This is a genomic window from Thauera sp. (assembly GCF_035444905.1).
GTDB lineage: Bacteria > Pseudomonadota > Gammaproteobacteria > Burkholderiales > Rhodocyclaceae > Thauera.
This window is the reverse complement of record NZ_DAOMPS010000034.1, coordinates 1-26,631: the sequence shown is the minus strand read 5'-3', so window position 1 is coordinate 26,631 and position 26,631 is coordinate 1. Positions and strand designations below refer to the sequence as shown.

26 protein-coding genes are annotated in these 26,631 nt (G+C 68.0%); 15 read left to right on the top strand and 11 right to left on the bottom strand.

Going from position 1 to position 26,631, the window contains the following annotated elements; translation table 11 throughout:
- The first annotated feature begins 114 nt into the window (after positions 1–114).
- On the top strand, positions 115–1,026 hold the full coding sequence (gluQRS, locus tag PLC66_RS14765) for a tRNA glutamyl-Q(34) synthetase GluQRS (protein WP_324541727.1): 912 nt from the start codon (positions 115–117) through the stop codon (positions 1,024–1,026).
- Between the two features lie 147 nt (positions 1,027–1,173).
- Here gluQRS and clsB read toward each other — a convergent pair whose 3' ends face one another.
- The 5 genes from clsB to antA form a co-directional block, all read right to left on the bottom strand.
- Positions 1,174–2,328 carry a cardiolipin synthase ClsB gene (clsB, locus tag PLC66_RS14760; RefSeq protein WP_324541725.1) on the bottom strand — a complete coding sequence of 385 codons (1,155 nt, stop codon included), beginning with the start codon at positions 2,326–2,328 and terminating at the stop codon, positions 1,174–1,176.
- The gene (locus tag PLC66_RS14755; protein WP_324541723.1) at positions 2,328–3,074 is read right to left on the bottom strand and encodes an endonuclease/exonuclease/phosphatase family protein; all 747 of its coding nucleotides are present in this window, start codon (positions 3,072–3,074) and stop codon (positions 2,328–2,330) included. Before PLC66_RS14755 ends, clsB begins: the two co-directional genes overlap by 1 nt.
- A 127-nt stretch (positions 3,075–3,201) precedes the next feature.
- A complete protein-coding gene (locus tag PLC66_RS14750) occupies positions 3,202–4,329 on the bottom strand; it encodes an ABC transporter substrate-binding protein (protein ID WP_324541769.1) in 1,128 nt (375 codons plus the stop codon).
- Between the two features lie 147 nt (positions 4,330–4,476).
- On the bottom strand, positions 4,477–4,968 hold the full coding sequence (gene antB / locus PLC66_RS14745) for an anthranilate 1,2-dioxygenase small subunit (protein ID WP_324541721.1): 492 nt from the start codon (positions 4,966–4,968) through the stop codon (positions 4,477–4,479).
- A gap of 4 nt (positions 4,969–4,972) precedes the next feature.
- The gene (gene antA / locus PLC66_RS14740) at positions 4,973–6,361 is read right to left on the bottom strand and encodes an anthranilate 1,2-dioxygenase large subunit (RefSeq protein ID WP_324541719.1); all 1,389 of its coding nucleotides are present in this window, start codon (positions 6,359–6,361) and stop codon (positions 4,973–4,975) included.
- 309 nt (positions 6,362–6,670) lie between these two features.
- Here antA and PLC66_RS14735 point away from each other — a divergent pair, with 309 nt between their 5' ends.
- Positions 6,671–7,603: an AraC family transcriptional regulator gene (locus PLC66_RS14735; protein WP_324541717.1), complete on the top strand. Its 933-nt coding sequence runs from the start codon at positions 6,671–6,673 to the stop codon at positions 7,601–7,603.
- Positions 7,604–7,631: 28 nt separating this feature from the next.
- Here the strand turns inward: PLC66_RS14735 and nadA are convergent, their stop codons facing one another.
- Positions 7,632–8,732, bottom strand: coding sequence for a quinolinate synthase NadA (gene nadA / locus PLC66_RS14730; protein ID WP_324541715.1), 1,101 nt, complete (start codon positions 8,730–8,732; stop codon positions 7,632–7,634).
- A 56-nt stretch (positions 8,733–8,788) separates the two neighbouring features.
- The gene (locus PLC66_RS14725; RefSeq protein ID WP_324541713.1) at positions 8,789–9,241 is read right to left on the bottom strand and encodes a rhodanese-like domain-containing protein; all 453 of its coding nucleotides are present in this window, start codon (positions 9,239–9,241) and stop codon (positions 8,789–8,791) included.
- Positions 9,242–9,299: 58 nt separating this feature from the next.
- On the opposite strand from PLC66_RS14725, the gene PLC66_RS14720 reads away from it, so the two are divergent.
- The 12 genes from PLC66_RS14720 (at position 9,300) to PLC66_RS14665 (ending at position 21,236) form a co-directional block, all read left to right on the top strand.
- The gene (locus tag PLC66_RS14720) at positions 9,300–10,475 is read left to right on the top strand and encodes a cation diffusion facilitator family transporter (RefSeq protein ID WP_324541711.1); all 1,176 of its coding nucleotides are present in this window, start codon (positions 9,300–9,302) and stop codon (positions 10,473–10,475) included.
- Between the two features lie 216 nt (positions 10,476–10,691).
- Positions 10,692–12,101, top strand: a complete 1,410-nt coding sequence (gene glnA / locus PLC66_RS14715) for a type I glutamate--ammonia ligase (protein ID WP_324541709.1) — start codon at positions 10,692–10,694, stop codon at positions 12,099–12,101.
- A gap of 136 nt (positions 12,102–12,237) precedes the next feature.
- Positions 12,238–12,726, top strand: a complete 489-nt coding sequence (locus PLC66_RS14710) for a DUF4124 domain-containing protein (protein ID WP_324541707.1) — start codon at positions 12,238–12,240, stop codon at positions 12,724–12,726.
- A gap of 56 nt (positions 12,727–12,782) precedes the next feature.
- Positions 12,783–13,850 carry a nitrogen regulation protein NR(II) gene (glnL, locus tag PLC66_RS14705; RefSeq protein WP_324541705.1) on the top strand — a complete coding sequence of 356 codons (1,068 nt, stop codon included), beginning with the start codon at positions 12,783–12,785 and terminating at the stop codon, positions 13,848–13,850.
- A 31-nt stretch (positions 13,851–13,881) separates the two neighbouring features.
- Positions 13,882–15,300, top strand: coding sequence for a nitrogen regulation protein NR(I) (ntrC, locus tag PLC66_RS14700; protein ID WP_324541703.1), 1,419 nt, complete (start codon positions 13,882–13,884; stop codon positions 15,298–15,300).
- Positions 15,301–15,555: 255 nt separating this feature from the next.
- Positions 15,556–16,368: a biotin--[acetyl-CoA-carboxylase] ligase gene (locus tag PLC66_RS14695; protein WP_324541701.1), complete on the top strand. Its 813-nt coding sequence runs from the start codon at positions 15,556–15,558 to the stop codon at positions 16,366–16,368.
- Positions 16,365–17,102 carry a type III pantothenate kinase gene (locus PLC66_RS14690; protein WP_324541699.1) on the top strand — a complete coding sequence of 246 codons (738 nt, stop codon included), beginning with the start codon at positions 16,365–16,367 and terminating at the stop codon, positions 17,100–17,102. The genes PLC66_RS14695 and PLC66_RS14690 overlap by 4 nt, the downstream gene beginning before the upstream one ends.
- 24 nt (positions 17,103–17,126) lie before the next feature.
- Positions 17,127–18,491 (top strand): TrpB-like pyridoxal phosphate-dependent enzyme, encoded by a 1,365-nt coding sequence (locus PLC66_RS14685; protein WP_324541697.1) that lies wholly within the window; start codon positions 17,127–17,129, stop codon positions 18,489–18,491.
- 90 nt (positions 18,492–18,581) lie between these two features.
- Positions 18,582–19,496: an SPOR domain-containing protein gene (locus tag PLC66_RS14680; protein ID WP_324541696.1), complete on the top strand. Its 915-nt coding sequence runs from the start codon at positions 18,582–18,584 to the stop codon at positions 19,494–19,496.
- Between the two features lie 26 nt (positions 19,497–19,522).
- Positions 19,523–20,146: a dephospho-CoA kinase gene (coaE, locus tag PLC66_RS14675; protein WP_324541695.1), complete on the top strand. Its 624-nt coding sequence runs from the start codon at positions 19,523–19,525 to the stop codon at positions 20,144–20,146.
- A 90-nt stretch (positions 20,147–20,236) separates the two neighbouring features.
- The gene (gene zapD, locus PLC66_RS14670) at positions 20,237–20,992 is read left to right on the top strand and encodes a cell division protein ZapD (protein WP_324541693.1); all 756 of its coding nucleotides are present in this window, start codon (positions 20,237–20,239) and stop codon (positions 20,990–20,992) included.
- Positions 20,993–20,999: 7 nt separating this feature from the next.
- A complete protein-coding gene (locus PLC66_RS14665; protein ID WP_324541691.1) occupies positions 21,000–21,236 on the top strand; it encodes a DNA gyrase inhibitor YacG in 237 nt (78 codons plus the stop codon).
- A 33-nt stretch (positions 21,237–21,269) separates the two neighbouring features.
- Here PLC66_RS14665 and PLC66_RS14660 read toward each other — a convergent pair whose 3' ends face one another.
- Together PLC66_RS14660 and PLC66_RS14655 are read right to left on the bottom strand one after the other, a co-directional pair.
- Entirely contained in the window at positions 21,270–22,217 is a 948-nt protein-coding gene (locus tag PLC66_RS14660; protein WP_324541689.1) for a Nudix family hydrolase, read from the bottom strand.
- Positions 22,214–23,092 carry an ATP-binding protein gene (locus PLC66_RS14655; protein WP_324541687.1) on the bottom strand — a complete coding sequence of 293 codons (879 nt, stop codon included), beginning with the start codon at positions 23,090–23,092 and terminating at the stop codon, positions 22,214–22,216. The genes PLC66_RS14660 and PLC66_RS14655 overlap by 4 nt, the downstream gene beginning before the upstream one ends.
- A 122-nt stretch (positions 23,093–23,214) precedes the next feature.
- Between PLC66_RS14655 and mltA the strand changes: the two genes are divergently transcribed.
- Positions 23,215–24,465: a murein transglycosylase A gene (mltA, locus tag PLC66_RS14650; protein WP_324541685.1), complete on the top strand. Its 1,251-nt coding sequence runs from the start codon at positions 23,215–23,217 to the stop codon at positions 24,463–24,465.
- 71 nt (positions 24,466–24,536) lie between these two features.
- Here mltA and PLC66_RS14645 read toward each other — a convergent pair whose 3' ends face one another.
- Positions 24,537–25,265, bottom strand: a complete 729-nt coding sequence (locus PLC66_RS14645) for a DsbC family protein (protein WP_324541683.1) — start codon at positions 25,263–25,265, stop codon at positions 24,537–24,539.
- Positions 25,266–25,281: 16 nt separating this feature from the next.
- The gene (locus PLC66_RS14640; protein WP_324541681.1) at positions 25,282–26,445 is read right to left on the bottom strand and encodes a UbiH/UbiF family hydroxylase; all 1,164 of its coding nucleotides are present in this window, start codon (positions 26,443–26,445) and stop codon (positions 25,282–25,284) included.
- Positions 26,446–26,631 lie beyond the last annotated feature (186 nt).

Here is a 26,631-nt window from a genome sequence, read left to right as displayed (position 1 = left end):
CCAGCCCCCGGCAACCCGTGCGCGCTGCCGCCTGCGATGCAGTGCTATGATCGCGCGCAGCCTCGATCCCACGCCGTCCGTGACGCGCTCCTTGCGCACGCGCCGCTCAGGTGCATGAGCCCCCACACCCCACCCTACATCGGCCGCTTCGCCCCCTCTCCCACCGGTGCGCTGCACTTCGGCTCGCTGGTTGCCGCGGTCGGCAGCTACCTCGACGCACGCGCCCGCTGCGGACGCTGGCTATTGCGCATCGAGGACGTCGATGTGCCGCGCAGCGTGCCCGGCGCGGCCGACGGCATCATCGCCACGCTGGCGCGTTTCGGCTTCGAGTGGGATGGCGACATCGTGTGGCAGTCGCGCCGCACCGAGGCCTACCAGCACGCGCTCGATCGCCTGGTCGCCGACGGCCTGGCCTATCCCTGCGCCTGCAGCCGGCGCGAACTGGCCGACGCGCCGCTGGCGCGCGACGGCTCACGGCGCTATCCGGGCACCTGCCGCAAGGGCCTGCCGCCCGGGCGGCACGCGCGGGCGTGGCGAGTGCTTGCCGACGGCGTGATCCGCTTCGACGACGTCATCCAGGGGCCGCAGCAGGTCGAGCTGGCGAGCGACAGCGGCGACTACGTGGTGCGGCGCGCCGACGGCCTGTTCGCCTATCAGCTCGCGGTGGTGGTCGACGACGCCGAGGCGGGCGTGACCCACGTCGTGCGGGGTGCCGACCTGCTCGACTCGACCGCGCGCCAGATCCACCTGCAGCGCCTGCTCGGCGCCCCCACGCCGACCTATGCCCACCTGCCGCTGGCGACCAATGCGGCAGGCGAGAAGCTGTCCAAGCAGACGCTGGCGCGCGCCGTGGATGCGCAGGCGCCGATCCCCGCGCTGCTGGCCGCGCTGCACTTTCTCGGCCAGCAGCCGCCGGACGCCCTGTCCCGCGCCACGCTCGCCGAGTTGTGGCAGTGGGCAAGCGCCCACTGGTCGATCGACACCGTGCCGCACTGCCGCCAGGCGGTTGCGCACGGCTTCTTCTGACAGTCCGGGATCCGCGCCAGGATCATCAGCCCTCGAGGCGAGACCGTTCGCCCTGCAGCGGCGGGTCGGACAGTGGTGAGCGGGCGCTGCATCAAGCTCGAAAAGGCTCGCCGGATCGGGCACCGAGCGCCTGCCGGCCGCGCCCGCTCAGTGGCGGCGGCCTAGGCCGGCAATCCCGATCGCCAGGCGCACCAGCTGATAGGCGACCCAGCTCAGCGCGCGCCGCATCGCCGGCAGGCGCTGCCAGTCCGAAGTCCGGAGTTCGCGCGCGCCGACCTCGATGGCGCGCGCCAGGCTGGCGCGCAATTGGGTGGCGAAGCCCCTGTCGTCGATCACCACATTGGCCTCACGTGCCAGCAGCAGGCTGAAGGCGTCGATGTTGCTGGAGCCCACCGTCGCCCAGCACTCGTCGATCACCGCCACCTTTGCATGCAGATGGCTACGGTGGTACTCGTACAGCCGCATGCCGCAGCCAAGGAAGTAGGGATACAGGGCGCGCGTGGCGTAGGCCTGCATCGGATGATCGGCCAGCCCCTGCAGCAGCAGGGTGACGCGCACGCCGCGCGCTGCCGCCTCGGCCAGCGCCTGGCGGAAGCGGCGACCGGGGAAGAAGTAGGCGTTGGCGATGAGGATCTCGCGCTCGGCGCGCGCGATCGCCAGCAGGTAGGCCTCCTCGATCGCCCGCCGGTAACGCAGGTTGTCGCGCAGCACGAAGGCGGCGCGAATCCGCCCCGCCGGTGCGACGTGGGCTTCGGCACGCAGCGGGTGATATTCGCGGCGCCGAAAGCTCGCCCACGCCACCAGCCACCACAGGCGGTGGACGGAGGCAAGAATGGGCGCCAGCAATGGCCCCTCGATGCGCACCGCATAGTCGTAGCGCGGATGCGGCGTCCCGTGCGCGGTGTAGTCGTCAATGATGTTGATGCCGCCGACGAAGGCCTGGCGACCATCGATCACCACCAGCTTGCGATGCAGCCGGCGCAGGCGGTGGCGCTGCAGGGACAGCAGGCGCACCTCGCGGCGGTAGATCAGCACCTGCACGCCGGCGTCGACGAGTTCGGGCATCAGGGTCGAGACGAAGCTGCGCCCGCCGAAGCCGTCGACCATCACCCGCACCGCCACGCCGCGCGCCGCCGCCCGCCCCAGCGCCGCCGCGATGCGCCGCCCGGTGCGATCGTTCTCGAAGATGTAGCTCTGCAGGAAGATCTCCGAGCCGGCGCCATCGATCGCGGCTTCGAGCGCGGGAAAGTACTGCTGCCCGTTCTCGAGCAGCGCCACCGCGTTACCGGCGACGAACTGCATCAGGGCGCTGGCTCGAGGTCGGCGGTGAGCGCCGCATGATCGGAGATCTGCGCCCAGGGCGCACCGTAGTGCACCTTCGCCTGGCGGACCCGAAAGCCGCGCACGTAGATGCGGTCGAGCCGAAAGAAGGGCAAGGCGCTGGGGAAGCTGCGCGCGGGCCGTCCACGGCCGCTGCCGAAGGCTTCGGTGAGGCCGAGCCGGGCACCGAGCAGGTCATCGGCGTGGTTGCGCCAGTCGTTGAAGTCGCCGGCAATGATGAGCGGCGTGTCGCCCGGCGCGAGTTGCTCCATACGCTCGGCCAACGCCGTCATCTGGCGCCGCCGGCTGCCGGCCATCAGTCCCAGGTGCACGCACACGCAATGCACCGGCGTGTCGAAGGCGGGCAACTGCACCTCGCAGTGCAGCAGGCCGCGGCGCTCGAAGCGGTGGTCCGAGACGTCCTGGTTGGCGGTGCTGAGGATGAGATGGCGGCTGAGGATGGCGTTGCCATGATGGCCATGGTCGTACACCGCGTTACCGCCGTACGCCGCCTGCTGCCAGGCGTCCTCGGCCAGGAACTCGTGCTGCGGCTGCAGCGGCCAGTCCGGGTGGCGCGCCGGGTGGCCCAGATGCAGGCCCTGCACTTCCTGCAGGAAGACCAGGTCGACGTCCAGGCTGCGCAGGCGCTCGCGCAGTTCATGCACCACCATGCGGCGGTTGAACTGCGAAAAACCCTTGTGGATGTTGTAGGTGCAGATGCGCAGCACGGCGTGAGCCTCCTCCCCTTCAGGACGGGATCGTCGATACCGGCCAGCAGGGCTGGCTTGCGCCTGCGAGTTTACCGCGCCCGGCGGCACGCGTGAGCAATCCTCACGCGTGCCGCACGGCAAGTGCTTACATGTTGCAGCCGCGCGCCGGGTCGGCGAGGGCCTCGATGGGGGTGGCGATGACCTTGTTGTCGACCCCGCGCGCCTCGCGCAGATAGATGTTCTGCACCGGGTTGTGCGCCTTCGACAGGGTGAAAGGACCACGCGGGCTGTCGACGGTGGCGTTCTCCATGGCCTTGATGATCACGTCCTGCTTGCGCACGTCGCCGCCCGCCGCGCTCAGGCCGGCGTGATAGAGCTGGGCGGCGTCATAGCCCTGCACCGCATAGACGTCGGGCTTGAGCTTGTAGGTCTGCGCATAGGTTCGGCGGAAGGCGACATCCTTGTCGTTGTCGAGTCCGTCGGCGTAATGCAGGGTGGTGAGCAAGCCCTCGCCCGCCTCGCCCATCGCCTCCAGCGTACCGTCGGTGAGGAAGCCCGGTGCGTACAAGGGGATCGACTTGTTCAGGCCGGCCGCCGCATAGTCCCTGACGAACTTGGCCGCGCCGCCGCCGGCGAAGAACACGAACACCGCATCGGGCTTGAGGGCGGCGATCTCGGTCAGGAAGGGCTGGAACTCGACGTTCGGGAACGGCAGCGTCATCTCCTTGGCCACCTTGCCACCGGCCTGCTCGAACGCCTCCTTGAAGCCGTCGATGGCCTGCTGCCCCGCGGCGTACTTCCAGGTCAGCGTGACCACGGTCTTGTGCCCGCGCTCGGCGGCGACCTTGCCCATCGCATAGGCAGGCTGCCAGTTGGAGAACGAGGTGCGGAACAGGGTCGGGGCGCACAGCGGCCCGGTGAGCTCGTCGGCGCCGGCATTGGGCACGATCATGAGGGTCTTGTTGTTCTGCGCCACCCTGGCCATCGCCAGCGCGACACCCGAATGCACCGTGCCCACCAGCAGGTCGACGCGCTCGCGCTTGATCAGCCGCGTGGCCTTCTCGGTGGCCTTGGCCGGGTCGGATTCGTCATCGACGGCGAAGTACTCGACCTTGCGCCCGGCGAGCATCCCGCCCTGCTCATCGACGTATTGCTTGAAGCCGTTCGTGATGGCCGCGCCAAGCGCCGCATAGGTGCCGGTCGAGGGCAGCATCAGGCCGATGCGCACCGGCGCATCCTGAGCGAGCGCGATCGGCGCCCCCAGGCTGAGCATCGACAGCAGGCCGGTGATGCACAGCCCACGCGTCAGATCCTTGGTGTTGAAGGTGTTCATGGTCTTGTCTCCTCGTGTCGGACCCGCCCGCCGCCAAAGGGTCGGACGGATCCAGGGTGGTTGACTCTGCGCGAATCTGCGTCCGGATCAGAGGTGGTAGAAATCGAGCACGGCGTTGATCGTGTCGTTGAGCAGGACCACGTGCTTGCGCGTGATCTTCCAGCTGTCGCCGGCGGGCTTCAGGTGATAGGTGACGTAGCCGTAGAAGTGCTCCGACACGCCGAAGCGATAGTGGAAGGTCGTCCAGTTGGCCTTGACCTCGAGCTCGCCAGCCTCACGCTCGGCAATGCGCACATTGCTGATCTGGTGCTGGGTGCGCGGCATCGGCGTCGACGCGGCGGACTTGCCGGTGCGGATGCGATAGACGCGATCCTCGAGGCCCGAGCGGTTGGCGTAGTAGATGAGCGACATGCCGCGCTTGGGGTCGGTGGTGTACTCGTGCTCGGAGTCCCACTGCGGCACATGGAACTCGCTGTGCTCGTCGAACAGCTCGAGGTACTCGTCCCAGGCGCGCTGGTCGCACAACTCGGCCTTGCGATACAGGAACTGCTCGACGGCGTATTGCTGGTTGGGGTTCATCTGCTCACTCCTTGTTCGACTGCTGCAGCTTCTTGTCCAGGCCCTTGAGCAGGAACTGCTGCCAGGCGCCATGCTGATTCACGTACAAGCCCTCCTGCGTGAACTCGGTGCCCGTCAGCACCGGGGCAATGCCGATCGTGCGGCTGTTGGCGGTCTCTCCCTCCACCCAGTTGTCCTTGCCGCGCGAGATGTCGCTCCAGCGCTCCAGCCGCGCCTGGAAGCCGCGCTGGGCCTCGCGGAACTCGACCAGATCGTCCGGCGTGCCCATGCCGGAGACGTTGAAGAAGTCCTCGAACTGGCGGATCCGGCTTTCCCTGTCCTGGTCCGACTCGCCCTTGACGCCGATGCACTGGCTGATGATCTCGGTCTTGTTCCACGCCAGCGGCCGGATGATGCGCAGCTGCGAGCTGATCTGATCCATGAAGAACAGGCTCGGGTAGATGTTGAGGTTGCGCAGGCGGTGCATCATCCACTCGGCGCGCGGCTGGCCATGCTGCTCGACCAGGCGCGGCATCGCCGTGGCGTAGCCGGGGCGCACGCTCGGGTTCGGCATGTCGCTGAACAGCAGGCTGTGGCCGTTGCGGAACGAGAACCAGCCATCGTCGGTCTCGGCATCCCCGGCGCCCAGCTTGCTGTAGTCCAGCGTGCCCGCCGCGGCGCTACCCTTCTCGGCATTGACCTCCTGGCGCCGCTTGACGGTGGCGACGTAGTTGTAGTGCACGGTGCTGACGTGATAGCCGTCGAGGCCGTTCTCGCACTGCAGCTTCCAGTTGCCATCGAAGGTGTATTGCGAGCGCCCGGGCAGGACCTCGAGTTCGCCGGTCGGCGACTGCGCCACCATCATGTCGAAGAACACCTTGGCGTCGCCCAGGAAGTCCTCCAGGCTGTCGGTACCGTCCACATCCAGGCTGATGAACACGAAGCCCTTGTAGCTCTCGATGCGCGCCTTCTTCAGGTTGTGCGCGGCGAGATCGAAGTCCTGCGGATACTCGGACGGCGCCTTGACCTTCAGCAGGCGGCCATCGCTCTTGTAGGTCCAGGCGTGAAACGGGCAGGTGAAGGCCGCCTGCTTGCCCTTGCACACACGGGTGAGGGTCGCGCCGCGATGCTGGCAGGCATTGACCAGCGCATTGAGGTTGCCGTTGCTGTCGCGGGTGATGATCATCGGCTGGCGGCCGGCGCGCATGGTGACGAAATCGTTCGGGTTGGCGATCTCGCTCTCGTGGCAGGCGTAGATCCAGTTCTTCTCGAAGATCATCTCCATCTCGAGATCGAACAGCTCGGGCTCGGTGAACATGTCGCGTGCAATCCGGTACACGCCATCGCCGGGGCGGAAATCCAGGCAGTTCGTGACGAATTCACGCCATTCGGTATGGGTTCGGGTGGTGTTCATGGGGTCTCCTCGCGGTGGGCTTGCTACGGGAGCCATTAGACGTTCGCCGCGCTGTGCGAGCTATCCGGGAAGTCGGGGATCTCTGTCCACAAAATCCGGCCTCGGCCTGAGGCCCAGGCGGCCACCCTCGAGGCGGCCGCCGCAGTTGCACAAGTGCCGGGAAAGACTATGATTTACAGGTGACTGAGCGACAGACTCGGCGGGCGAGAGCCCCACCCCCGGACCCAGCATGGACACCCCCGATGCAGAGACACATCGCCGCCGGATCTCCGTACCGTCCGCCGCGACCCCGAAGGCGCGCGCTCGTGGATGGCCGCGATCTGCGGCCCCCACCTGCTCAAGGTCGGGGCACCGAACCGGCTTCAGTTCCAGCATTCGGGCAATGTGCTGAAGTCGATGTCCACCACGATGGGGATCATCGAGTACGGCACCGACGTCACGATCGGGATCCGCAACGAGACGCCGCTGAACTGCTACAGCCTGAGTCTGCCGGTCACCGGCGAGCAGGAACTCGTCACCCCCAGCGGACGGCTGGTGTCGGACCGTGACACCGGCGTGATCGTGTCGCCTGAGGACACGCAGGAACTCACCATCGCCGGCAACTGCCGCAAGCTTCAGGTTGCGATCACGCGCACGGCAATGCGCCAGGTGCTGCAGGAACTGCTGCAGCGCCCGGCCGAGCAGCCGCTGATCTTCGATGCCGGCATGGATGCCGCAAGTGGCCGCCAGGCCGCCTGGTGGCGCATGGTCAGGCACCTGCTGAGCGAGCTGGAGGGCGCGGCCGAACTGTATGGCGACAGCTACTTTTCGGCCGACCTCGAGAAGGCCCTCATCAAGGGCCTGATCCTGTCACAACCGAACAACTATTCGGCTGCCCTGGCGCAGGCTGCGGGCACCCGGCATCCCCACTACCTGCTGCGTGCGAAGGAGTTCATGCACGCCCGGGCGCACGAGAGCCTCGCGCTCGAGGATGTCGAGGCCGCGGCCGGGGTGTCGCGGCACAAGCTGTTCGAGGGCTTCAGGCAATATTTCGGGCTGTCGCCGATGGCCTACCTGAAGCAATACCGTCTGGAACAGGTGCGCCGGAATCTGCTCGACGACCGCAACCATGGCAACGTGTCCTCGATCGCCATGGACTGGGGCTTCACCCACCTCGGCCGCTTCTCCGCCGATTATCGGAAGCTGTTCGGCGAAACCCCTTCCCAGACGGTGACACGGCAGCAGGCGAGGTACGCGCGCTGATTGCCCCCCCGTGCTGGCAGGCGCGGGCTCAGGACACGGCGAGCATGCGATCGAGCGCGATGCGGGCGAGCTCGGCCTCGTGCTCGGGCACCTTGATCTGGTTCACCACCTTGCCTTCGGCAAGGTTCTCCAGCGTCCACGCGAGATGCTGCGGATCGATGCGCTGCATGGTCGAGCACATGCACACGGTGGGCGCCATGAACTGCACCACCTTGCCCTGCGGCTTCATCTCCTCGGCCAGCCGGCTCACCAGGTTGAGCTCGGTACCCACCAGCCAGTGGGTGTTGGGCGGCGCCTGGGTGATGGTGTTGAGGATGAATTCGGTCGAGCCGACGTAATCGGACTTCTGGCACACCTCGAGCATGCTCTCGGGGTGGGAGATGACGAAGCCATCGGGGTGCTTCTCGCGCCAGCGGTCGATATGCACCGGCTGGAACATCTGGTGCACCGAGCAGTGCCCCTTCCACAGCAGGATCCTGGCCTTGCGGATCTGCTCGGGGGTGAGGCCGCCGTACTCGAGGTCGGGGTCCCACACGACCATCTCGTCGAGCGGGATGCCCTTCTTGTAGCCGGTCCAGCGCCCAAGGTGCTGGTCGGGGAAGAACAGCACCTTCTCGCGCTTGGCGAAGGCCCAGTCGAGGATGGTCGGGGCGTTGGTCGAGGTGCACACGATGCCGCCGTGCTCGCCGCAGAAGGCCTTGAGATCGGCTGCCGAGTTGATGTAGGTGACCGGGGTGATGATCTCGTCGGGCTTGTCGAGCACCTCGGCCAGCTCGCGCCAGCAGCGCTCGACCTTGGCCAGGCTGGCCATGTCGGCCATCGAACAGCCGGCGGCGAGGTCGGGAAGGATGGCGACCTGGCTCGGCTTGGACAGGATGTCCGCGACCTCGGCCATGAAATGCACGCCGCAGAACACGATGTATTCGGCGTCGGTCTGCGAGGCCAGGCGGGCGAGCTTGAGCGAATCGCCGGTCAGGTCGGCGTGCTGGTAGACGTCGGCTCGCTGGTAGTGGTGGCACAGCAGCACCGCACGCTCGCCGAGGCGGGCGCGGGCGGCACGGATGCGCTCCTGCGCCTCGTTGTCGGCGAGCACATTGAAGCGGTCGAAGCTGATGGTGGCGACTTGCATGGTGCGAATCCCGGTCCTTGCAATGGGTTCAAAAACAGCGCCTGGGCGCGGCGCCCTCAGCCCTGCTGCCAGGGCAGGCCGGCATGGCGCCAGCCGCCGATGCGGTTGCGCTGGCCGGTGGCGTCGCGGTCACCCTCGAAGCCCTCGAGAACGTTGTAGCAGTTGGCGTAGCCGGCGGCCGAGGCCGCCTTTGCCGCGGAGTCGGAGCGCGCGCCGGAACGGCACAGGAACATGACCAAGGCCTCGGGATCGACCTGATGCGTCAATTGCGTCATGAAGTGCGGATTGTCCTGCATCGAAGGGTAAGACTTCCATTCGATCTCGACCGTTCCGGGGATGCGGCCCACCCAGTCGAGTTCGGCGCGCGTACGCACATCGACCAGCTTCGCCCCCGGTGCCAGCTGCATCACCTGCCAGGCTTCGGCCGGAGTGAGCGCGCCCTGGTAGGGCAGGCCGAGGTTCTCGGCGCGCTCACGCGCCAGCGTCAACAAGTCCGACAGGGTTCCCATGCGCACATCCGTCTAGAATCAGAATTTGCCGAAGTATAACGCGTCCGCCGCGCTCTCCATGCAGATCCAGAACGCCCCCTCCCGTCATGCCGCCAGCCCCCAGCAGGCACGCAGTCGCGGCATCCGCCGCGCCACGCTGGTCGCCATCTGCACCAACGCCACCCTCACCGTGTGCCAGGTCATCGTCGGTCTGTTCGCCAATGCCTTCAGCCTCGTCGCCGATGCCGCGCACACGCTCTCTGACCTTGTCACCGACCTCATGGTGCTGATCGCCGGCCAGCGCAGCGCGCACCCGGCCGATCTCAATCATCCGTACGGCCATGGCCGCATCGAGACGGTGACGACGATGGTGCTGGGGGTAGTGCTGGCCGCGGTCGGCATCGGATTCCTGTGGAGTTCGGGCCTGCGCCTGCAGGCAATCGACGAACTGCCCGAACTGCACCCGGCGGCACTGGTGATGGCGCTGCTGACCATCCTCGCCAAGGAGGGCCTGTTCCGTTACACGCTTGCCGCCGGACGCCGGCTGAAGGCGCCGATGCTGGAGGCCAATGCCTGGCATGCGCGCTCGGACGCGGCCTCGTCGCTGGTCGTCGCGGCCGGCATCGGCGGCAGCCTGGCGGGCTACCCCTTTCTCGAGCCGCTGGCCGCGGCGGTGGTGGGTTTCCTGATCCTGCACATGGGCGTGAAGTTGGCGCTGAAGTCGGTGCGCGAGCTGATCGACACCGGCCTGCCGGCCGAGGAACTCCAGCGCCTGCGGCGCACGATCGAGGACACGCCGGGCGTGATCGGCCTGCACGACATGCGTACCCGCCGCATGGCCGACCGCGTGCTGTGCGACGCTCATGTACAGGTCGACCCGCGGCTCACGGTGTCGGAAGGTCATCGCATCTCGGACGCCGTCTATCTGCGCGTGCGCGACGCACACCCCGAGGTGCAGGACGTCCTGGTGCACATCGACCCGGAAGACGATGCCGACCTGCAGGTCGTGCCACCCGGCCCGATTCCCGAACGCAGCGAAGTCCTCGAGGTCGTGCGCGCGCTGCTAGGGCCGGCCGCGCCACGGCCGCAGCGGGTTCAGATCCACTATCTCGGCGAGCGGCTGGAGGTCGAGATCATGATCCCCGCCAGCCTCGACACTGAGCAGCTGGATGCCTTCGGGCAGCGCCGCCAGGCCTGGCTCAAAGCTCATCCGCACTACCGCGCAATCCGCCTTTTTTACAATGGAGCACCGTAATGGTGCGCTATCAGAAGCTTTTGCCCCAATTCGGTGCATACCACCTCCCATGCAGGCACCGCTTTCGGGCATCTGCCCTTGTGGCACAATGAGTCACGGATTCTTTACTACCTGGCACGCTTAGTGCTTCATGGCTCTTCAGAAATCCGGCGCACCGACCAACAACCGCTGCTCCACCCGCTCAACGCAAACACCGCCATCTCACCAGGAGTGAAAATGAACGCACAAGACGTCATGAAGCTGATCCAGGAAAACGAAGTGCGCTTCGTGGACCTGCGCTTTACCGATACCCGCGGCAAGGAGCAGCACGTCGGCCTGCCCGTGTCCGCCTTCGAGGAAGAGCACTTCGAGCACGGCCACCCCTTCGACGGCTCGTCGATCGCGGGCTGGAAAGGCATCCAGGCCTCGGACATGATCCTGATGCCCGAGCCCTCGTCGGCCTACATCGACCCCTTCTTCGATGAAACGACGCTGGTACTGACCTGCGACGTCATCGAACCGTCCGACGGCAAGGGCTATGATCGCGATCCGCGCTCGATCGCCAAGCGCGCCGAGGCCTACCTGAAGAGCACCGGCATCGGCGACACCGCCTTCTTCGGCCCGGAACCCGAGTTCTTCATCTTCGACGCCGTCGAATGGTCGGTCGACATGTCCGGCGTCTACAGCAAGATCATCTCGGAAGAAGCGGCCTGGTCCACCGCCGACAAGTTCGAAGGCGGCAACACCGGCCACCGTCCGCGTGTCAAGGGCGGCTACTTCCCGGTACCGCCGGTCGACAGCCTGAACGACATCCGCGCCGCCATGTGCCTGGCGCTGGAAGCGGCCGGCGTGCCGGTCGAAGTGCACCACCACGAAGTGGCCAATGCCGGCCAGTGCGAGATCGGCACCAAGTTCAGCACGCTGACCAAGCGCGCCGACTGGACCCAGGTGCTCAAGTACATCGTGCACAACGTGTCGCACCAGTACGGCAAGACCGCCACCTTCATGCCCAAGCCCATCGTCGGCGACAACGGCTCCGGCATGCACGTCCACCAGTCGATCTGGAAGGACGGCCAGAACCTGTTCGCGGGCAACGGCTACGCCGGCCTGTCGGAGATGGCGCTGTACTACATCGGCGGCATCATCAAGCATGCCCGCGCGCTCAACGCGATCACCAACCCGGGCACCAACTCCTACAAGCGCCTGGTGCCGCACTACGAGGCCCCGACCAAGCTGGCCTACTCGGCCCGCAACCGTTCGGCCTCGATCCGCATCCCCTACGTCGCCAACCCCAAGGGCCGCCGCATCGAGGCGCGTTTCCCGGACCCCCTGGCCAACCCCTACCTGTGCTTCGCCGCGCTGATGATGGCGGGCCTGGACGGCATCCAGAACAAGATCCACCCGGGCGACCCGGCCGACAAGAACCTGTACGACCTGCCGCCGGAAGAGGACGCGCTGATTCCGACCGTGTGCACCAGCCTCGAGCAGGCGCTGGAGTACCTGGACAAGGATCGCGACTTCCTGACCCGCGGCGGCGTGTTCTCCAATGACTTCATCGATGCCTACATCGCGCTGAAGCAGGAAGAAGTTGACCGCATGCGCATCACCACCCACCCGGTGGAGTTCGACATGTACTACAGCCTTTAATCAGCGAACCACTGCGCACAACGAGGGGGACGGGCATTGCCCGTCCCTTTTTTCTGGGGTCTAATCAGGCTTCATTCCGAAAGGATAAGGACCACGCTGCCGGGATCTCCCCGGACGCGCCGGCCCGCACAAGCGCATGCGTTCGCCCCGACTCTTCCTGCTGCTTCTGCTCGCGACCCTGAGCGCACCTGCCTGGGCCGACATCTACAAATGCACTGACGCCGATGGTCGGGTGACCTATACCAACGATCGCACCCTCGGCCGCGGCTGCGTGCGCCTGGAGTCGGATCTGCCGGTGTCGTCGGTGCCGGTACCGGTGCGCCGGCCCGCAGCGGCGCCCGCCGCGCCGGCTGCGACAAGCCCGGGCGCCTTTCCGCGCGTGAGCCCCAACGACCAGCGCAGCCGCGACGATGCGCGCCGGCAGGTGCTGCAGTCCGAGCTCGCGACCGAAGAGACGGCGCTGGCCGAGGCGGAAAAGGCACTGGCCGAGCAGGAGTCGATCCGCCACGGCGACGAGCGCAACTACCAGCGGGTGCTCGACCGCCTGCAACCCTTCAAGGACAAGGTCGAGCTGCACAAGCGCAACATCGAGGCGCTGCGGCGGGAGATCTCCGGCCTGAGGTAGCCCCCGAAGCCTGGCGCGCATCTTGCTTTTGAACGATGGACCTTCAGGACGCGCCCATGCCATCGCCCCCACTCCACTCTGCCACCGGCCCCTTTGCCGGACTCGAGCTGCTGTCGTCGGCGGTCGTTCTCGTCGACGGCAGGCTGGTGATCCGCTACCTCAACCCGGGGGCGGAAAACCTGTTCGCGATCAGCCAGCGCAAGCTCGTCGGCCAGCCTCTGGCACGCCTGCTCGGCAGCCCCCCCGGGCTGGCGGCGGCACTGGACAATGCGCTGCGCACCAACTGGAGCTATACCGGCCAGGATCTCACCATCAGCCGCAACAGCTCGGAACCGGTTCGGCTCGACTGCACGGTGACGCCGGTGGAAACCTCGGGTGTGCGCCTGCTGCTGGAGTTCCGCCCGATCGATGCGCAGCTGCGGGTCGCCCGCGAGGAACAGCTGCTGCACCAGCAGCAGGCCAACCGCGAGCTGATCCGCAACCTCGCGCACGAGATCAAGAACCCGCTCGGCGGCATCCGCGGCTCGGCGCAACTACTGCAGCACGAGCTGGACGACCCGCAACTGCGTGAATTCACCGACGTCATCATTGCCGAGGCCGATCGCCTGCAGGACCTGATGAACCGCCTGCTGAGCTCGCACTGCATGATGCGGCCGACCCAGCTCAACATCCACGACGTGCTCGAGCGCGTGCGCCGGCTGATCCTGGCGGAGTTCCCGCAGCTTACGGTGCGTCGCGACTACGATCTCAGCCTGCCCGAGCTCACTGCCGACCGCGAGCAGCTCATCCAGGCCGTGCTCAACATCGTGCGCAACGCCGCACAGGCGCTCGAGGGCGCGGGCGAGATCCTGCTGCGCACCCGCATCGCGCGCCAGGTCACCCTCGCCAAGCGCCGCTTCAGGCTGGCACTGGAATTGCAAGTGATCGACAACGGCCCCGGCATCCCGGCGGAGATCCGCGACAAGATCTTCTATCCGCTGGTATCGGGGCGGGACGGTGGCAGCGGGCTGGGCCTGTCCCTCGCCCAGAGCTTCATCGAACAACACCAGGGCATGATCGACGTGGACAGCCGCCCAGGGCGGACCTGTTTCACGATCCTGCTGCCGATCTCCGACCGCGTCTGAACACCGGACGCACCAGAATAGTGCATACAAAATGAATAACGTCTGGATCATTGACGATGACCGTTCCATCCGCTGGGTACTCGAGAAAGCCCTGAGCCGCGAAGGCATCACCCACACCAGCTTCAGCTCGGCCAACGACGCCCTCGCCGAGCTCGCCCGCACGCCCCAGCCGCCAGCGGTGCTGCTGTCCGACATCCGCATGCCGGGCGAGTCCGGCCTCGATCTGCTGCAGAAGGTGAAGGCCCGCCATCCGCAACTGCCGGTCATCATCATGACCGCCTACTCCGACCTCGACAGCGCGGTGTCCGCCTTCCAGGGCGGGGCCTTCGAATACCTGCCCAAGCCCTTCGACGTCGACCAGGCGGTGGCGCTCGTTCGCCGTGCGCTCGAGCAGGGTGCGCACCAGCATGGTGCAGCGGAGGAGACCTCGCTCGCGCCTGAGATCCTCGGCCAGGCGCCGGCCATGCAGGAGGTGTTCCGCGCCATCGGCCGCCTCGCGCACTCGCACGCCACGGTGCTGATCAACGGCGAATCCGGCAGCGGCAAGGAGCTGGTCGCGCGCGCCCTGCACCGCCACAGCCCGCGCCGCGACGCGCCCTTCATCGCCATCAACACCGCGGCGATCCCGCGCGACCTGCTCGAATCCGAACTTTTCGGCCACGAGCGCGGCGCCTTCACCGGCGCTGCCACCCAGCGCCGCGGCCGCTTCGAGCAGGCCGACGGCGGCACGCTGTTCCTCGACGAGATCGGCGACATGCCGGCCGAGCTGCAGACGCGCCTGCTGCGCGTGCTGTCCGACGGCCATTTCTACCGCGTCGGCGGCCAGCAGCCGATCCGCGCCAACGTGCGCGTGATCGCCGCCACCCACCAGGACCTGGAGGAGCGCGTGCGCCAGGGCCTGTTCCGCGAGGATCTGTTCCATCGCCTCAACGTCATCCGCCTGCGCCTGCCCCCGCTGCGCGAACGGCGCGAGGACATCCCGCTGCTGATCCGCCACTTCCTGCAGAAGAGCGCACAGGAGCTTGGTGTCGAGCGCAAGCGCATCTCCGACGCCGCGCTCGAATACCTGCAGGGCCAGCCCTTTCCGGGCAACGTGCGCCAGCTCGAGAACCTGTGCCACTGGCTCACCGTGATGGCGCCGGCGCAGACCGTGGAGGTCGCCGACCTGCCGCCCGAGATGCGCGAACAGCCGGGGCGCGAGGCGCCCACGAGCTGGATCGAGGGCCTGGGAGCCGAAGCCGACCGCCTGATCGCGACGACTCCGGGCGAGGTCTTCGATCGCCTGACGCGCGAATTCGAGCGCGCCCTGATCCGACGCGCGCTGACCGCCACCGGCGGGCGCCGCATCGAGGCCGCGCAGTTGCTCGGCATCGGCCGCAACACGATCAGCCGCAAGATCCAGGAGCTCGGCATGGAAGAGGCGCGCAACGGGGACGAGCCGGAGCACTGAGCGCGCTCCGGCGAGGTACCCGGCACAGGGCTCGACAGTCCCCGGGCCGATCGGGACGTGCACCGGGCTCGTGCATCAAATCAGGATGGCGGATAATGCGGCATCGTTCCCCTTCGCCGGATTGCCGCCTTGCCGCCTGCCGCCCCCTCCCCAGCCGCCCCCGCCGCGGGCTGTCCTGCCGGCTCTGATGCCGGCCCTGCTGCAGATGCAGCGACGGAATCTACCCCGCTGCCGCAAGACCCTGCCGAGGTCGCAGTGCGGTCGCACACGGAAGCGCGGCGCGAGCTCGAACGCGCCATCGGCGCCCTCGCCGACAGCTTCGTGATCGACTGGCGCGTCGAGTGCGCCTCGACCAACAGCGTGCTGACGGATGCCACGCCGGCCGATGACGGCCGCGTGCATGTGGTGGTGGCCGAGCGTCAGACTGCCGGACGCGGACGCCGCGGCCGGCAGTGGCTGTCCTGGGACGGCGCCAGCCTGACCTTCTCGACCCTGTGGCGCTTCGCCCCGGGCGCGCCGGTACCGGCTGGATTGTCGCTGGTGGCGGGCATTGCCGTGGCACGGGCGCTGGAGCAGCTCGGCGTGCAGGGCGTGCAGCTGAAATGGCCCAACGACGTGCTGGTCCATGGCGACAAGCTGGCCGGCATCCTGGTCGAGCTGCTTCCGGGGCGCGGCCGCACCCCGGCGGCGGTGATCGGCATCGGCATCAATGTCGACCTTCCCGCACACGCCGAAGTCCCGGACCAGGAGGGCGTCACCGATCTCGCGCGCGCACTGCAGGCGCCCCCGCCCGCGCGCAGCCTCGTGCTCGCCAGCGTCCTGGTCGAACTGCAGCGCCTGCTCGAGACCTACGCCGCGGCGGGCTTCGCCGCGCTGCGCGGCGCCTGGCAGCAGCGCAATGCGTTTGCCGACCTGCCGGTGCGCATCTGCAGCGACACGGACACGCTGGAGGGCATCTGCAGTGGCGTCGATGACGACGGCGCCCTGCTGCTGCGCACCGAGGCGGGCACACGCCGCGTGCTGGTAGGCGACGTCTCGCTGCGCCCCCTGCCTGGAGCGAAGGCGTGATCCTGCTCGTCGACGCCGGCAACACGCGCATCAAGTGGCGGGTCATCTCGCCGGGCGAGCCGCTGCGCGCGGTCGACGAGGGCGCACTCGCGCATGAGGCGATCGGCGAGCTCGCCGCCATCTGTCGGCGCCACGCCGGACTCGGCCGGGTCTTCGGCTGCAACGTCGCCGGCATCGGCGTGGCCAACGCGATCGCCGCCGCCTGTGGCCCACTGGCGGTCGATTGGCTGCACCCCGGTGCCTCGTGCTGCGGCGTACGCAACCTCTACGAACAGCCCGCGCAGCTGGGTGCCGATCGCTGGGCCGCGCTGATCGGCGCCCGCCAGACGCATGCGCACGCCTGCCTGGTAGTCACCGCCGGCACCGCGACCACGGTCGACCTGCTGTCGGCGGCAGGGGACTTTCTCGGCGGCCTGATCCTGCCCGGCGTCGACCTGATGCAGCAGTCGCTGGCTCGCGGCACGGCGCAACTGCCCCTGGCCGACGGCCACTTCGCCTTGCAGCCGCGGCGCACGATCGATGCGATCCGCTCGGGTTGCCTGCAGGCCCAGGCCGGTGCGGTCGAGCGCATGTTCTGCCAGATAGCCGACGCCCCCGGGGCGACCTGCCTGCTCGGGGGCGGCGCCGCCGCCAGCTTCGCCGACCTGCTCGGCATTCCGCTGCGGCGCATCGACAATCTGGTCCTGCTCGGCCTGGGCGCGATTGCCGGCGCCGCTGCCCTAACTCGACACTGACACACACAAGAGGGAGAAGACACGATGGAAGCCACCCGTATCCAGCTCGACGCCGCCGACATTCCGACCCACTGGTACAACGTCGTCGCCGATCTGCCCAGCCCGCTCGCGCCGCCGCTCGGGCCCGATGGCAAGCCCGCGACGCCCGAGCAGATGGGGGCGATCTTCCCGGGCGCCATCCTCGAGCAGGAGATGAGCGCCCAGCGCTGGATCGCGATCCCCGAGGAAGTGCGCGAGATCTACCGGCTGTGGCGGCCGAGCCCGCTGGTGCGCGCGGTGCGCCTGGAGCAAGTGCTGGGCACGCCGGCGAAGATCTTCTTCAAGTACGAGGGCGTGTCGCCCGCCGGCTCGCACAAGCCCAACTCCGCGGTGCCGCAGGCCTTCTACAACAAGCAGGCCGGCATCAAGCGCCTGACCACCGAGACCGGCGCCGGCCAGTGGGGCTCGTCGATCGCCTTCGCCGGGCAGATGTTCGGCCTCGAGGTGCGCGTGTACATGGTCAAGGTCAGCTACGGCCAGAAACCCTACCGCCGCCTGATGATGCAGACCTGGGGGGCGGAGGTGTTCGCCAGCCCCTCCGAGCTGACCGAGACCGGTCGCCGCCTGCTTGCCGAGGACCCGGACAACCAGGGCTCGCTCGGCATCGCCATCTCCGAGGCAGTCGAGGAAGCCGCCGGCCGCGCCGACACCAACTACACGCTGGGCTCGGTGCTGAACCACGTCGTGCTGCACCAGAGCATCATCGGCCTCGAGGCCAAGAAGCAGTTCGACAAGGTCGGTCTCTACCCCGACGTCGTCATCGGCCCCTGCGGCGGCGGCTCGAGCTTTGCCGGCATCGCCTTCCCCTTCCTCGCCGACAAGGCCGCCGGCGACAAGCGCGCCGAGGGCCTGCGCTGCGTCGCGGTGGAGCCCAGCTCCTGCCCGACGCTGACGAAGGGCCAGTACGCCTACGACTACGGCGACGCCTCCGGCTTCACACCATTGATGAAGATGTACACCCTCGGCCACGACTTCATGCCGCCAGGCATCCACGCCGGCGGGCTGCGCTACCACGGCGACTCGCCGCTGGTGTCGCAGCTCTTCCACGAGGGCCTGATCGAAGCCGTCGCCGTGCCCCAGCTCGCCACCTTCGAGGCCGGCGTGCAGTTCGCGCGCGCCGAGGGCATCATCCCGGCGCCTGAGTCCTGCCACGCCATCCGCGCCGCGATCGACGAGGCGCTCAAGTGCAGGGAGAGCGGCGAGACGAAGACCATCCTCTTCAACCTCACCGGCCATGGCCACTTCGACATGAGCTCCTACGAACGCTTCTTCTCGGGCAAGCTGGAGAACTACGACTACCCTGCCGACGCGGTCGCCGCCTCGCTTGCCCACCTGCCGAAGCTGGGCTGAGCAGCGACGACGAACGGTCGCCGCGCGCGCTTCGCGCGCTGCGACGACCACCCCCCAACGGCGCGCGCCGCCATCGACAACGCTGAAGGCATGACGACCCTGCGCCTCCTGCTCATCCTGTTCCTGGTGCTCAATGCCCTCGCCTTCGCCGCCATCCAGGGCTGGTTGGGCGGCGGCGTGCCGACCGGCGAACCGGAGCGCATCGCCAACCAGCTCAACCCCGAGCATATCCGCCTGGCGCACGAGGCGCGCCCGTCCGCCGACGAGGCCGACGCGCGGCCGCTCGAACTCGCCGAGACGGCACCCGAGGCCCCGCCCGCCCTCGCAATGACGCCCGCAGCGACACCGACAGCGGACCTGGTGGTCGAGCCCGAAGCGGCGCCCGCGCAGGCGGCAGAGGATGAAGGCGACGCGCACGCCCTCGTCATCGACGCCGAGGACGCGATCAACCGCGACAGCCCGGCCGTCGATCCCGCCCCGGTCGCCGAGGCGCCGGTGCCTGTCGCGCCCTTGCCGCCCGAGCCGGTCGCGCCCGCGGAGCCCACTGCACCCGCCCCCGCCACCATTTGCCAGGCCTGGGCCGGCCTCACCGCCGCCGAAGCCGACCGTCTCGGCCAAGGCCTGCGCCGGATCGGCGTGACGGCGGTCCGCAGCCGCAACGAGACGCCCGACTCCTGGTGGGTGCGGATCCCGCCCCAGCCCAGCCGCGCCGAGGCCGACACCCGGGTCGCGGAGCTGCGCCTGCTCGGCGTCAGCGACACCTTCATCGTGCAGGAGCGGGGGCCGACCCAGTACGCCGTGTCGCTCGGCGTGTTCAAGACCGAGAACCGCGCCCGCGTGCTGCTCAGCCAGCTTCGCGCACGCGGCGTCAGCAATGCCGGTGTCGAGCCGCGCATGACGACGAGCTATCGCATGCAGGCCACCCTGCCCGCGGCGCAGTTGCGCAGCGTCGAACAGGGCATCGCGCGCGTTGCTTCGAAACGCCAGTCCTGCGCCGCGCGCTGACCCCCTCGCCCATCCGCCACGACCGCATGAACGACCTCGCCCAGCGCCCCTACATCGTCGGCCTCACCGGCGGCATCGGCAGCGGCAAGAGCGCCGCGACCGAGCGCTTCGCCGCACTCGGCGCCAGCGTGGTGGACACCGACCACATCGCCCATGCGCTGACCGCGCCGGGCGGGGCAGCCATCGACGCCATCCGCAACAGCTTTGGCGACGCCATGATCGCGGCCGACGGCAGCCTCGACCGCGCGGCGATGCGAGCCCGCGCCTTCAGCCAGCCCGATGCCCGTCGCCAGCTCGAGGCCATCCTCCACCCCATGATCCGCGACGAGAGCGCGCGCCAGTGCCGGGCGGCGGTCGGACCCTACGTGATTCTGGCCGTGCCCCTGCTGGTCGAGTCGGGCAGCTATCGCGGGCGCTGCGATCGCATCTGCGTGGTGGACTGCCCCGAGGCGCTGCAGATCGAACGCGTCAGCCGGCGCAGCGGACTCGACGAGGCACAGATCCGCGCGATCATGGCGACGCAGGCGAGCCGGCAGCAACGCCTTGCCGTCGCGGACGACGTCATCGACAACGGCGGCTCGCTCGCCGCACTGCAGACGCAGGTCGACCGGCTGCATGCCGCCTATCTCGCCGCCGCCCGCGCGCGATGAGGCGCCAGGGGCCATGCCGCCTGTGCCAAAGGGGGGCTGTGCTATCATCGGCCCGAATTCAAGGGGCGCAATACTTGCGGACTGTGTGCGGTGATTAGTTACGAATATCCTCTCAACGAGCGCATCCGCACCCTGCTGCGTCTTGAGGATCTGTTCCTCAAGATCGCACACTTCACCGCCGCAGGCGCGCCGCAGGATCACCACGTCGCGCTGCAGACCATCTTCGAGACACTCGAGGTCGCCAGCCGCGCCGATCTCAAGGTCGATCTGGTGCAGGAGCTCGAGCGCCAGCGTCAGATCCTGATGTCCTTCCGCAACAATCCCGAGATCTCCGAAGAGGCGCTCGCCGGCGCGCTCTACGAGATCGAACAGGCGTCAACCGGCCTGCTCGCGATGGCGGGCAAGATCGGCCAATACCTGCGCGAGAACGAGTGGCTGATGAGCATCCGCAGCCGCGCCGCGATCCCGGGTGGCGTATGCCAGTTCGACCTGCCCTCCTACCACTACTGGCTCAATCGCGAACCGGAGGTCCGCCGCGGCGACCTCGACACCTGGATCCAGCCGATGGCGCCGATCCGCGACGGCATCGAGATCGTGTTGCGCCTGTTGCGCGCGAGCGGACGCGCCGAGGCGCAGCTTGCACGCAGCGGCGCCTTCCAGCTCACGATGGCCGGCCGCAGTGCGCAGATGGTGCGCGTACGCCTCGCCCGCGCCGAAGCCGTGGTGCCGGAAATCAGTGCCAACAAGTACGCGCTGAACGTTCGCTTCATGCTGCCTGAGACCGTCGCCCGCCCTCGCCTGGCCGAGCGCGACGTCGCCTTCGAGCTCACCTTCTGCAGCCTGTGAGTCCGCGATGAACGACGCGCCGCGCAGCACCACACCGCGCACCGTGAGCTGTCCCAGCTGCGGCAAGCCCGTGGTCTGGCAGCCAGAGAGCCGCTATAGGCCGTTCTGCTCGGCGCGCTGCCGGCAGATTGATCTCGGCGCCTGGGCCTCGGAAAGCTATCGCGTGCCAAGCTCGCCGCCGGACGGCGAAGACAGCGGCGAAACCTTCGCCCCGCCCGGCATCGGTGAAGGCCGGCCGCGCTGAGCGGCACGGCCCTCAGCCGCGACCGACGCAAGCCTAGCCCGCAACGCCCCATACGCCGCGGATCGCGGCGATACCATGCGCGCCGGCATCGCGCGCCCTGTCCATGTCTGCGCTGCCCAGGCCGCCGAGCGCGAATACCGGCAACGGCAAGCCCGCGCACAGCGCGGCAAAGTCGCTCCAGCCCAGTGCCGCTTGGTCGGGATGTGTCGCGGTCGGCTGGACGGGGCCGAGCAGGGCGTAATCCAGCCCCAGGGCGGCCGCATGCTCCAGCTCTGCACGCGTGTGGCAGGACGCGCCCACCCACTCGAAGGCTGGGCGCAGCTGCGTCGTCATCAGCAGGCGCGCCGGCAGGTGGACGCCGTCGGCGCCGACACGGGCGGCGAGCGCAACGTCTCCATTCACCACCAGCAACCCGTCGCAGGCATGCAGCCTTGCGGCCAGTTCCCGCGCCAGCACCTCACGTGCGCCCTCGTCGAGGCCGGACTCCCGCAACTGCACCAGGCGCAGGCCATGGCCGATCTCGCGCTCGGCGGCGGCCAGTTGCGCGTCGACGCCGAGCCTTGCGGCCTGCGTGATGCCCATCAGGCGAGGCAGCCGCAGCGCCTTCAGGATCGGACCATTGGCAGGCAACATTGGCGCAGGTGCGGGATCAACCGGACGGACCCAGGCCAGCGCGCTGTGCACACGGTCATCGAGCTCGCCCTCCCAGGCCGCCACCTCGAAGAAATGAAGCCTGACGTGCGCATGCTCGTAGAGGTGCTCGCGACGCAGCCAGGGTCGCAGCCGCGTGACGCGTATGCCGAGTTCCTCTTCGAGCTCGCGGCACAAGGCCTGCGCCGGCGTCTCGCCCGGCTCGACCTTGCCACCGGGAAACTCCCAGTAGCCGGCGTACACCGTGTCTGCCGCCCGCTGCCCCAGCAGGTAGCTGCCGTCCGCGCGCAGCAGCACTCCGGCGGCCACATCGACGAGCTTGCGCGTCATCGTCCGCGCCCCTTGTCCTGCAGCTGGCCGGCATGGTCGCGGGCGAACTGCCAGGCCACTCGCCCGGAGCGCGAGCCGCGCATCAAGGCCCATTGCAGCGCATCCTGGCGCGCAGCGAGGATGGCCTTGCGCGACACGCCGAAGCTGCGCAGCCAGTGCGCAACGATGTCCAGGTAGTCATCCTGGCTGAAGGGGTAGAAGGAAATCCACAAGCCGAAGCGTTCGGACAGCGAGATTTTCTCCTCGACTGCCTCACCGGGGTGCAGCTCGCCGTCGACATGACGAGCCTGCAAGTTCTCGTCGTGATACTCGGGCATCAGGTGGCGACGGTTCGAGGTCGCATACACCAGCACGTTGTCCGACATCGCCGAAACCGAGCCGTCGAGCACGCTCTTGAGCGCCTTGTAGGCGTCCTCGCCCTCCTCGAAGGAGAGGTCGTCGCAGAACAGGATGAAGCGTTCGGGCCGCCCATCGACGAGCTCGACGATCTCGGGCAGGTCCACCAGGTCGCTCTTGTCGACCTCGATCAGTCGCAGCCCCTGCGCGGCGTACTCGTTGAGCAAGGCCTTGACCAGCGAGGATTTGCCCGTGCCCCGTGCCCCGGTGAGCAGGACGTTGTTGGCATGGTGCCCAGCGAGGAACTGACGCGTATTACGGTCGATCCGCGCTTTCTGCTCATCGACGTCCTGCAGATCGGCAAGCGCGATGCGGTGCGGCAGGCGGACGGGCTTCAAGGCTGCGCGGCCATGGCGGCGCTGCCAGCGAAAGGCGACGGCGCCCCCCCAATCGGGGGCCTCGGCCGAACCAGGAAGAAGGGTTTCGAGGCGTTCGAGCACGCGCTCGGCACGGCTCAGCAGGTCTGCAAACTCAGTCATCTTTGCGTCAGGGGCATCCATTCATAGGGGTCACTCGGCAGCCACGCAGCGGGGCCCGGCCAGCCGGCCCGTGACTCGCCGCGGCCGGTATACTGCGCGGTTCCTGCTTTCGAGTTTAACCGATGCATCCGATGATTCCGGCCTTCGCCAGGCGCCTTGCGCTTCCCATCTTCCTCGGCCTTCTCGCGGCTGGCTGCGCTCATCAGCCCCCCGCGCCCGTTCACGCGGCCGCTGCGACCTGCCCGCCACCGCCTGCCTGCCCGGCCTGTCCGGTCTGCCCCGGTGCCGCTCCCACCGCAGCACCGGCCGAAGCCGCCCCGCCGCTGCAGCCTGCCACCTGGGAGCAACTGGGCGCATGGGCGGAGGACGACCCGGCTGCCGCCTGGCCTGCACTGCGCACCTCATGCTCGACCCTGGTACGTCAGGCGGCCTGGAAGGACGTGTGCGAAGCAGCAGGGCTCCTCGGTCGCGCGCCCACGTCGGCCGATGCGCGCCGCTTCTTCGAGACGCACTTCGTCCCATGGCGCCTGGTCAACGCCGACGGCAGCACCGAGGGTCTGGTCACCGGTTACTACGAGCCCCTCATCCACGGCAGCCGCACGCGCAACAATCGCAGCCGCTGGCCGGTGCACGGCGCACCGAAGGACATGCTGACCATCGAACTGGGTGACGTCTATCCCGATCTCAAGCACCTGCGCCTGCGCGGCCGGGTGGTGGGAAACAAGGTGCTGCCCTACTGGACGCGCGAGGAGATCGCCGAACGGGGGGCCGATGTCCCTGCGCCGGTGCTGCTGTGGGCCGACGATCCGATCGACCTGTTCTTCCTGCAGGTGCAAGGCTCGGGGCGCGTGCGACTGGCGGACGGCAGCATGGTCCGCGTCGGCTATGCGGACCAGAACGGACACCCGTATCAGTCGATCGGCCGCTGGCTGGTGGCAAAGGGGGAGCTGACGCTGGACAAGGCGTCGATGGACGGCATCAAGCGCTGGGCACAGGACAACCCGAAGCGCCTGGCCGAGCTGCTCAATGCCAACCCGAGCTATGTGTTCTTCCGCGAACTGCCCGCCTCCGACGGTGGGCCAATCGGCGCACTCGGCGTCCCGCTGACCGAAGGCCGCAGTATCGCTGTCGATCCACGCTACGTCCCGCTGGGCGCACCGGTCTTCCTGTCTACCACCTACCCCTTGAGCACCCGGCCGCTGAACCGCCTCGTGCTCGCGCAGGACACCGGTGGTGCGATCAAGGGCGTGGTGCGCGCGGACTTTTTCTGGGGCTTCGGGGCCGAGGCCGGGCGGGAAGCCGGCCGCATGCGTCAGCAGGGCAGCATGTGGGTCTTGCTGCCGCGCGGCATGTCACCCCCCGTGGCGCGCTGACTGCGGGACGCCCTGCCGCCGATGCTCACCTGGGTCGGCGGCTGGGGACGCGAATGCGAGTCGGTGAGCGATCAGCGCTTGACCTTGGCGAGCGCTTTCTCCAGCTCGGCTGCCGGAACATAGCCACCGATCCGGGTGCCGTCGGCCAGGAAGATGGTCGGCGTGCCACTGATGCGCAGACTCTGCCCGAGCTCCACGTTGCGGGCCACCACCGCGGCATCGCAGTCGGCCTTGGCAGGCTCCTTGCCGTCGACCACCCATGAGGTCCAGGCGTCACCCTGGTCCTTCGCGCACCAGATGTTGTTCGACTTGATCGCCGAGTCCTCGCTCAGGATGGGGTACAGGAAGGTGTAGATGGTGATGTCGTCCATCTGCGCCAGCTCCTTGCCGAGGCGCTTGCAGTAGCCGCAATTCGGGTCCTCGAAGGTCGCGATCACGCGCGTGCCCTTGCCCTTCACCACCTTCACCGCCTGCTCGAGCGGCAGCGTGGAAAAATCGATCGCGGCGAGCTGGGTCAGGCGCGCCTGGGTGACGTCGCGCCGCGTCGCGGTATCGATCACATTGCCGTCGATGATGAAGCTGGTCTTCGCATCGGTGTAGACGAGCTGGCCATTCTTCAGCACCACCTCATACAGGCCGCCGTACTCGGTGCGGGTGACCGACTCGACCGCGGGCGCGCCGATGAACGCCTCCATGCCCTTCTTCACGTCAGCCTCGCTCGCCTGAGCGGCCGCGCTGATCACGAGTGCAAGTGCAAGTGAGAGGGGTTTGAGGGCAGAACGCATGAACAGGGATTGCATCAGTTTCTCCGAGGGGTCAGAAGCGGCCATTGACGGCATAGCGAATGAGCGCATCCGTTACGACCGGAAGCCGGTCGGTGAGGTTCATTCCGGTGTTGCGCAACAGGCCCGCCACGGGGTTGCGTGCTCCGAACAGGCGATTGAGTCCGTGCGTCAGGTATTGAAGCAGGAAGGGCTCTTCGGCGCGCTGGCGGGCATACCGGCGCAGCACCGCATGGTCCCCGACATCCCGCCATGAGGGCACGGCCGCGAGCTCCTGCGCCAGCACCTTGGCATCCTGAAAACCGAGGTTGATCCCGTGCCCCGACAGCGGATGGATCGCATGCGCCGCATCGCCGATCAGGGCGACGCGAGGGCGCACGATCTCTTCAACCCGCATCAGCCGCAACGGGAACGCAGCCCGGGGCGTAATCAGCTCGAGGGCGCCGAGACGCCCTCCACCGGCCTCCGCCACCCGGCGGCAAAAACCCGCCTCGTCCATGCTCATCAGCTCGTCCGCGACCACATCCGGCGCCGACCATACCATGGACATCAAGCCGTCAGCCAGCGGTAGCCAGGCCAGCACACCGTCCTCGCGAAACCATTGGAACGCCGTACCGCGATGCGGGTGTTCGCAGCGGAAGTTGGCCACAACCGCCCGCTCACCATAGGGCGTCTGCCTCGCCTCGATGCCGAGCGTTTCCCTGACCCAGGAATCGCGACCGTCCGCGCCGACCACCAGTCCCGCGGCGATGTTGCGCCCATCCGCGAGGCGGAGCGTCACCCCGCCGTCTTCCACGACGAGGTCGGCGGGCACGCCCGGACAGAACAGCGTGACATTGTGCTGGCGCTTGAGACTTTCCCACAGTTCCAGATGCACCAGGCTCGATTCGCCGATCCATGCGAGCTCCGCGAGACCGCTGTCGTAAGCGGAAAACCTGAGCTCGCCGCCCGCATCACCGAAGATCTGCATCTCGCCCACGGGCATCAGCCGTGCCCGATCGAGGTGCGACCACACGCCGAGTTCGGCGAGGAAGGTCGCGCTTGCGGGACTGTAGGCGTAAATACGCTGATCCCAGTCAGTGCGGCGCACTGGCGGCGCATGCTCCACCACGGCAATGCTGAGTCTGCTGCGGCGCAACGCGACTGCTAGTGCGGCACCGGCCAAACCGCCACCAACGACGACCACATCGAATTTCATCTGGTTCCCGCCGAGCAACAAGAGCAGTTGATTCTGCCCGAGCTGCGAATGGGCGTCACGTACGGGCAGCGCCCCGCGCTCAAAGCACAAAAGCCCGAATCACGCTGGACGCGACTCGGGCTTGTGCTGAATGGTTTAGTCTGACGATGACCTACTTTCACGAGGGCGGACCTCACTATCATCGGC

Bases quoted from the DNA above. Each gene is read 5' to 3' on its own strand.
- ntrC (WP_324541703.1), top strand. From the start codon at position 13,882: ATGAATAACGTCTGGATCATTGACGATGACCGTTCCATCCGCTGGGTA.
- PLC66_RS14685 (WP_324541697.1), top strand. From the start codon at position 17,127: ATGGAAGCCACCCGTATCCAGCTCGACGCCGCCGACATTCCGACCCAC.
- PLC66_RS14710 (WP_324541707.1), top strand. From the start codon at position 12,238: ATGCGTTCGCCCCGACTCTTCCTGCTGCTTCTGCTCGCGACCCTGAGC.
- PLC66_RS14725 (WP_324541713.1), bottom strand. From the start codon at position 9,241: ATGGGAACCCTGTCGGACTTGTTGACGCTGGCGCGTGAGCGCGCCGAG.
- clsB (WP_324541725.1), bottom strand. From the start codon at position 2,328: ATGCAGTTCGTCGCCGGTAACGCGGTGGCGCTGCTCGAGAACGGGCAG.
- antB (WP_324541721.1), bottom strand. From the start codon at position 4,968: ATGAACCCCAACCAGCAATACGCCGTCGAGCAGTTCCTGTATCGCAAG.
- PLC66_RS14640 (WP_324541681.1), bottom strand. From the start codon at position 26,445: ATGAAATTCGATGTGGTCGTCGTTGGTGGCGGTTTGGCCGGTGCCGCA.
- glnL (WP_324541705.1), top strand. From the start codon at position 12,783: ATGCCATCGCCCCCACTCCACTCTGCCACCGGCCCCTTTGCCGGACTC.
- PLC66_RS14750 (WP_324541769.1), bottom strand. From the start codon at position 4,329: ATGCTCAGCCTGGGGGCGCCGATCGCGCTCGCTCAGGATGCGCCGGTG.
- nadA (WP_324541715.1), bottom strand. From the start codon at position 8,732: ATGCAAGTCGCCACCATCAGCTTCGACCGCTTCAATGTGCTCGCCGAC.
- gluQRS (WP_324541727.1), top strand. From the start codon at position 115: ATGAGCCCCCACACCCCACCCTACATCGGCCGCTTCGCCCCCTCTCCC.
- glnA (WP_324541709.1), top strand. From the start codon at position 10,692: ATGAACGCACAAGACGTCATGAAGCTGATCCAGGAAAACGAAGTGCGC.
- PLC66_RS14645 (WP_324541683.1), bottom strand. From the start codon at position 25,265: ATGCAATCCCTGTTCATGCGTTCTGCCCTCAAACCCCTCTCACTTGCA.
- coaE (WP_324541695.1), top strand. From the start codon at position 19,523: ATGAACGACCTCGCCCAGCGCCCCTACATCGTCGGCCTCACCGGCGGC.
- PLC66_RS14665 (WP_324541691.1), top strand. From the start codon at position 21,000: ATGAACGACGCGCCGCGCAGCACCACACCGCGCACCGTGAGCTGTCCC.
- PLC66_RS14735 (WP_324541717.1), top strand. From the start codon at position 6,671: ATGGCCGCGATCTGCGGCCCCCACCTGCTCAAGGTCGGGGCACCGAAC.
- mltA (WP_324541685.1), top strand. From the start codon at position 23,215: ATGCATCCGATGATTCCGGCCTTCGCCAGGCGCCTTGCGCTTCCCATC.
- PLC66_RS14680 (WP_324541696.1), top strand. From the start codon at position 18,582: ATGACGACCCTGCGCCTCCTGCTCATCCTGTTCCTGGTGCTCAATGCC.
- antA (WP_324541719.1), bottom strand. From the start codon at position 6,361: ATGAACACCACCCGAACCCATACCGAATGGCGTGAATTCGTCACGAAC.
- PLC66_RS14720 (WP_324541711.1), top strand. From the start codon at position 9,300: ATGCAGATCCAGAACGCCCCCTCCCGTCATGCCGCCAGCCCCCAGCAG.
- PLC66_RS14655 (WP_324541687.1), bottom strand. From the start codon at position 23,092: ATGACTGAGTTTGCAGACCTGCTGAGCCGTGCCGAGCGCGTGCTCGAA.
- PLC66_RS14660 (WP_324541689.1), bottom strand. From the start codon at position 22,217: ATGACGCGCAAGCTCGTCGATGTGGCCGCCGGAGTGCTGCTGCGCGCG.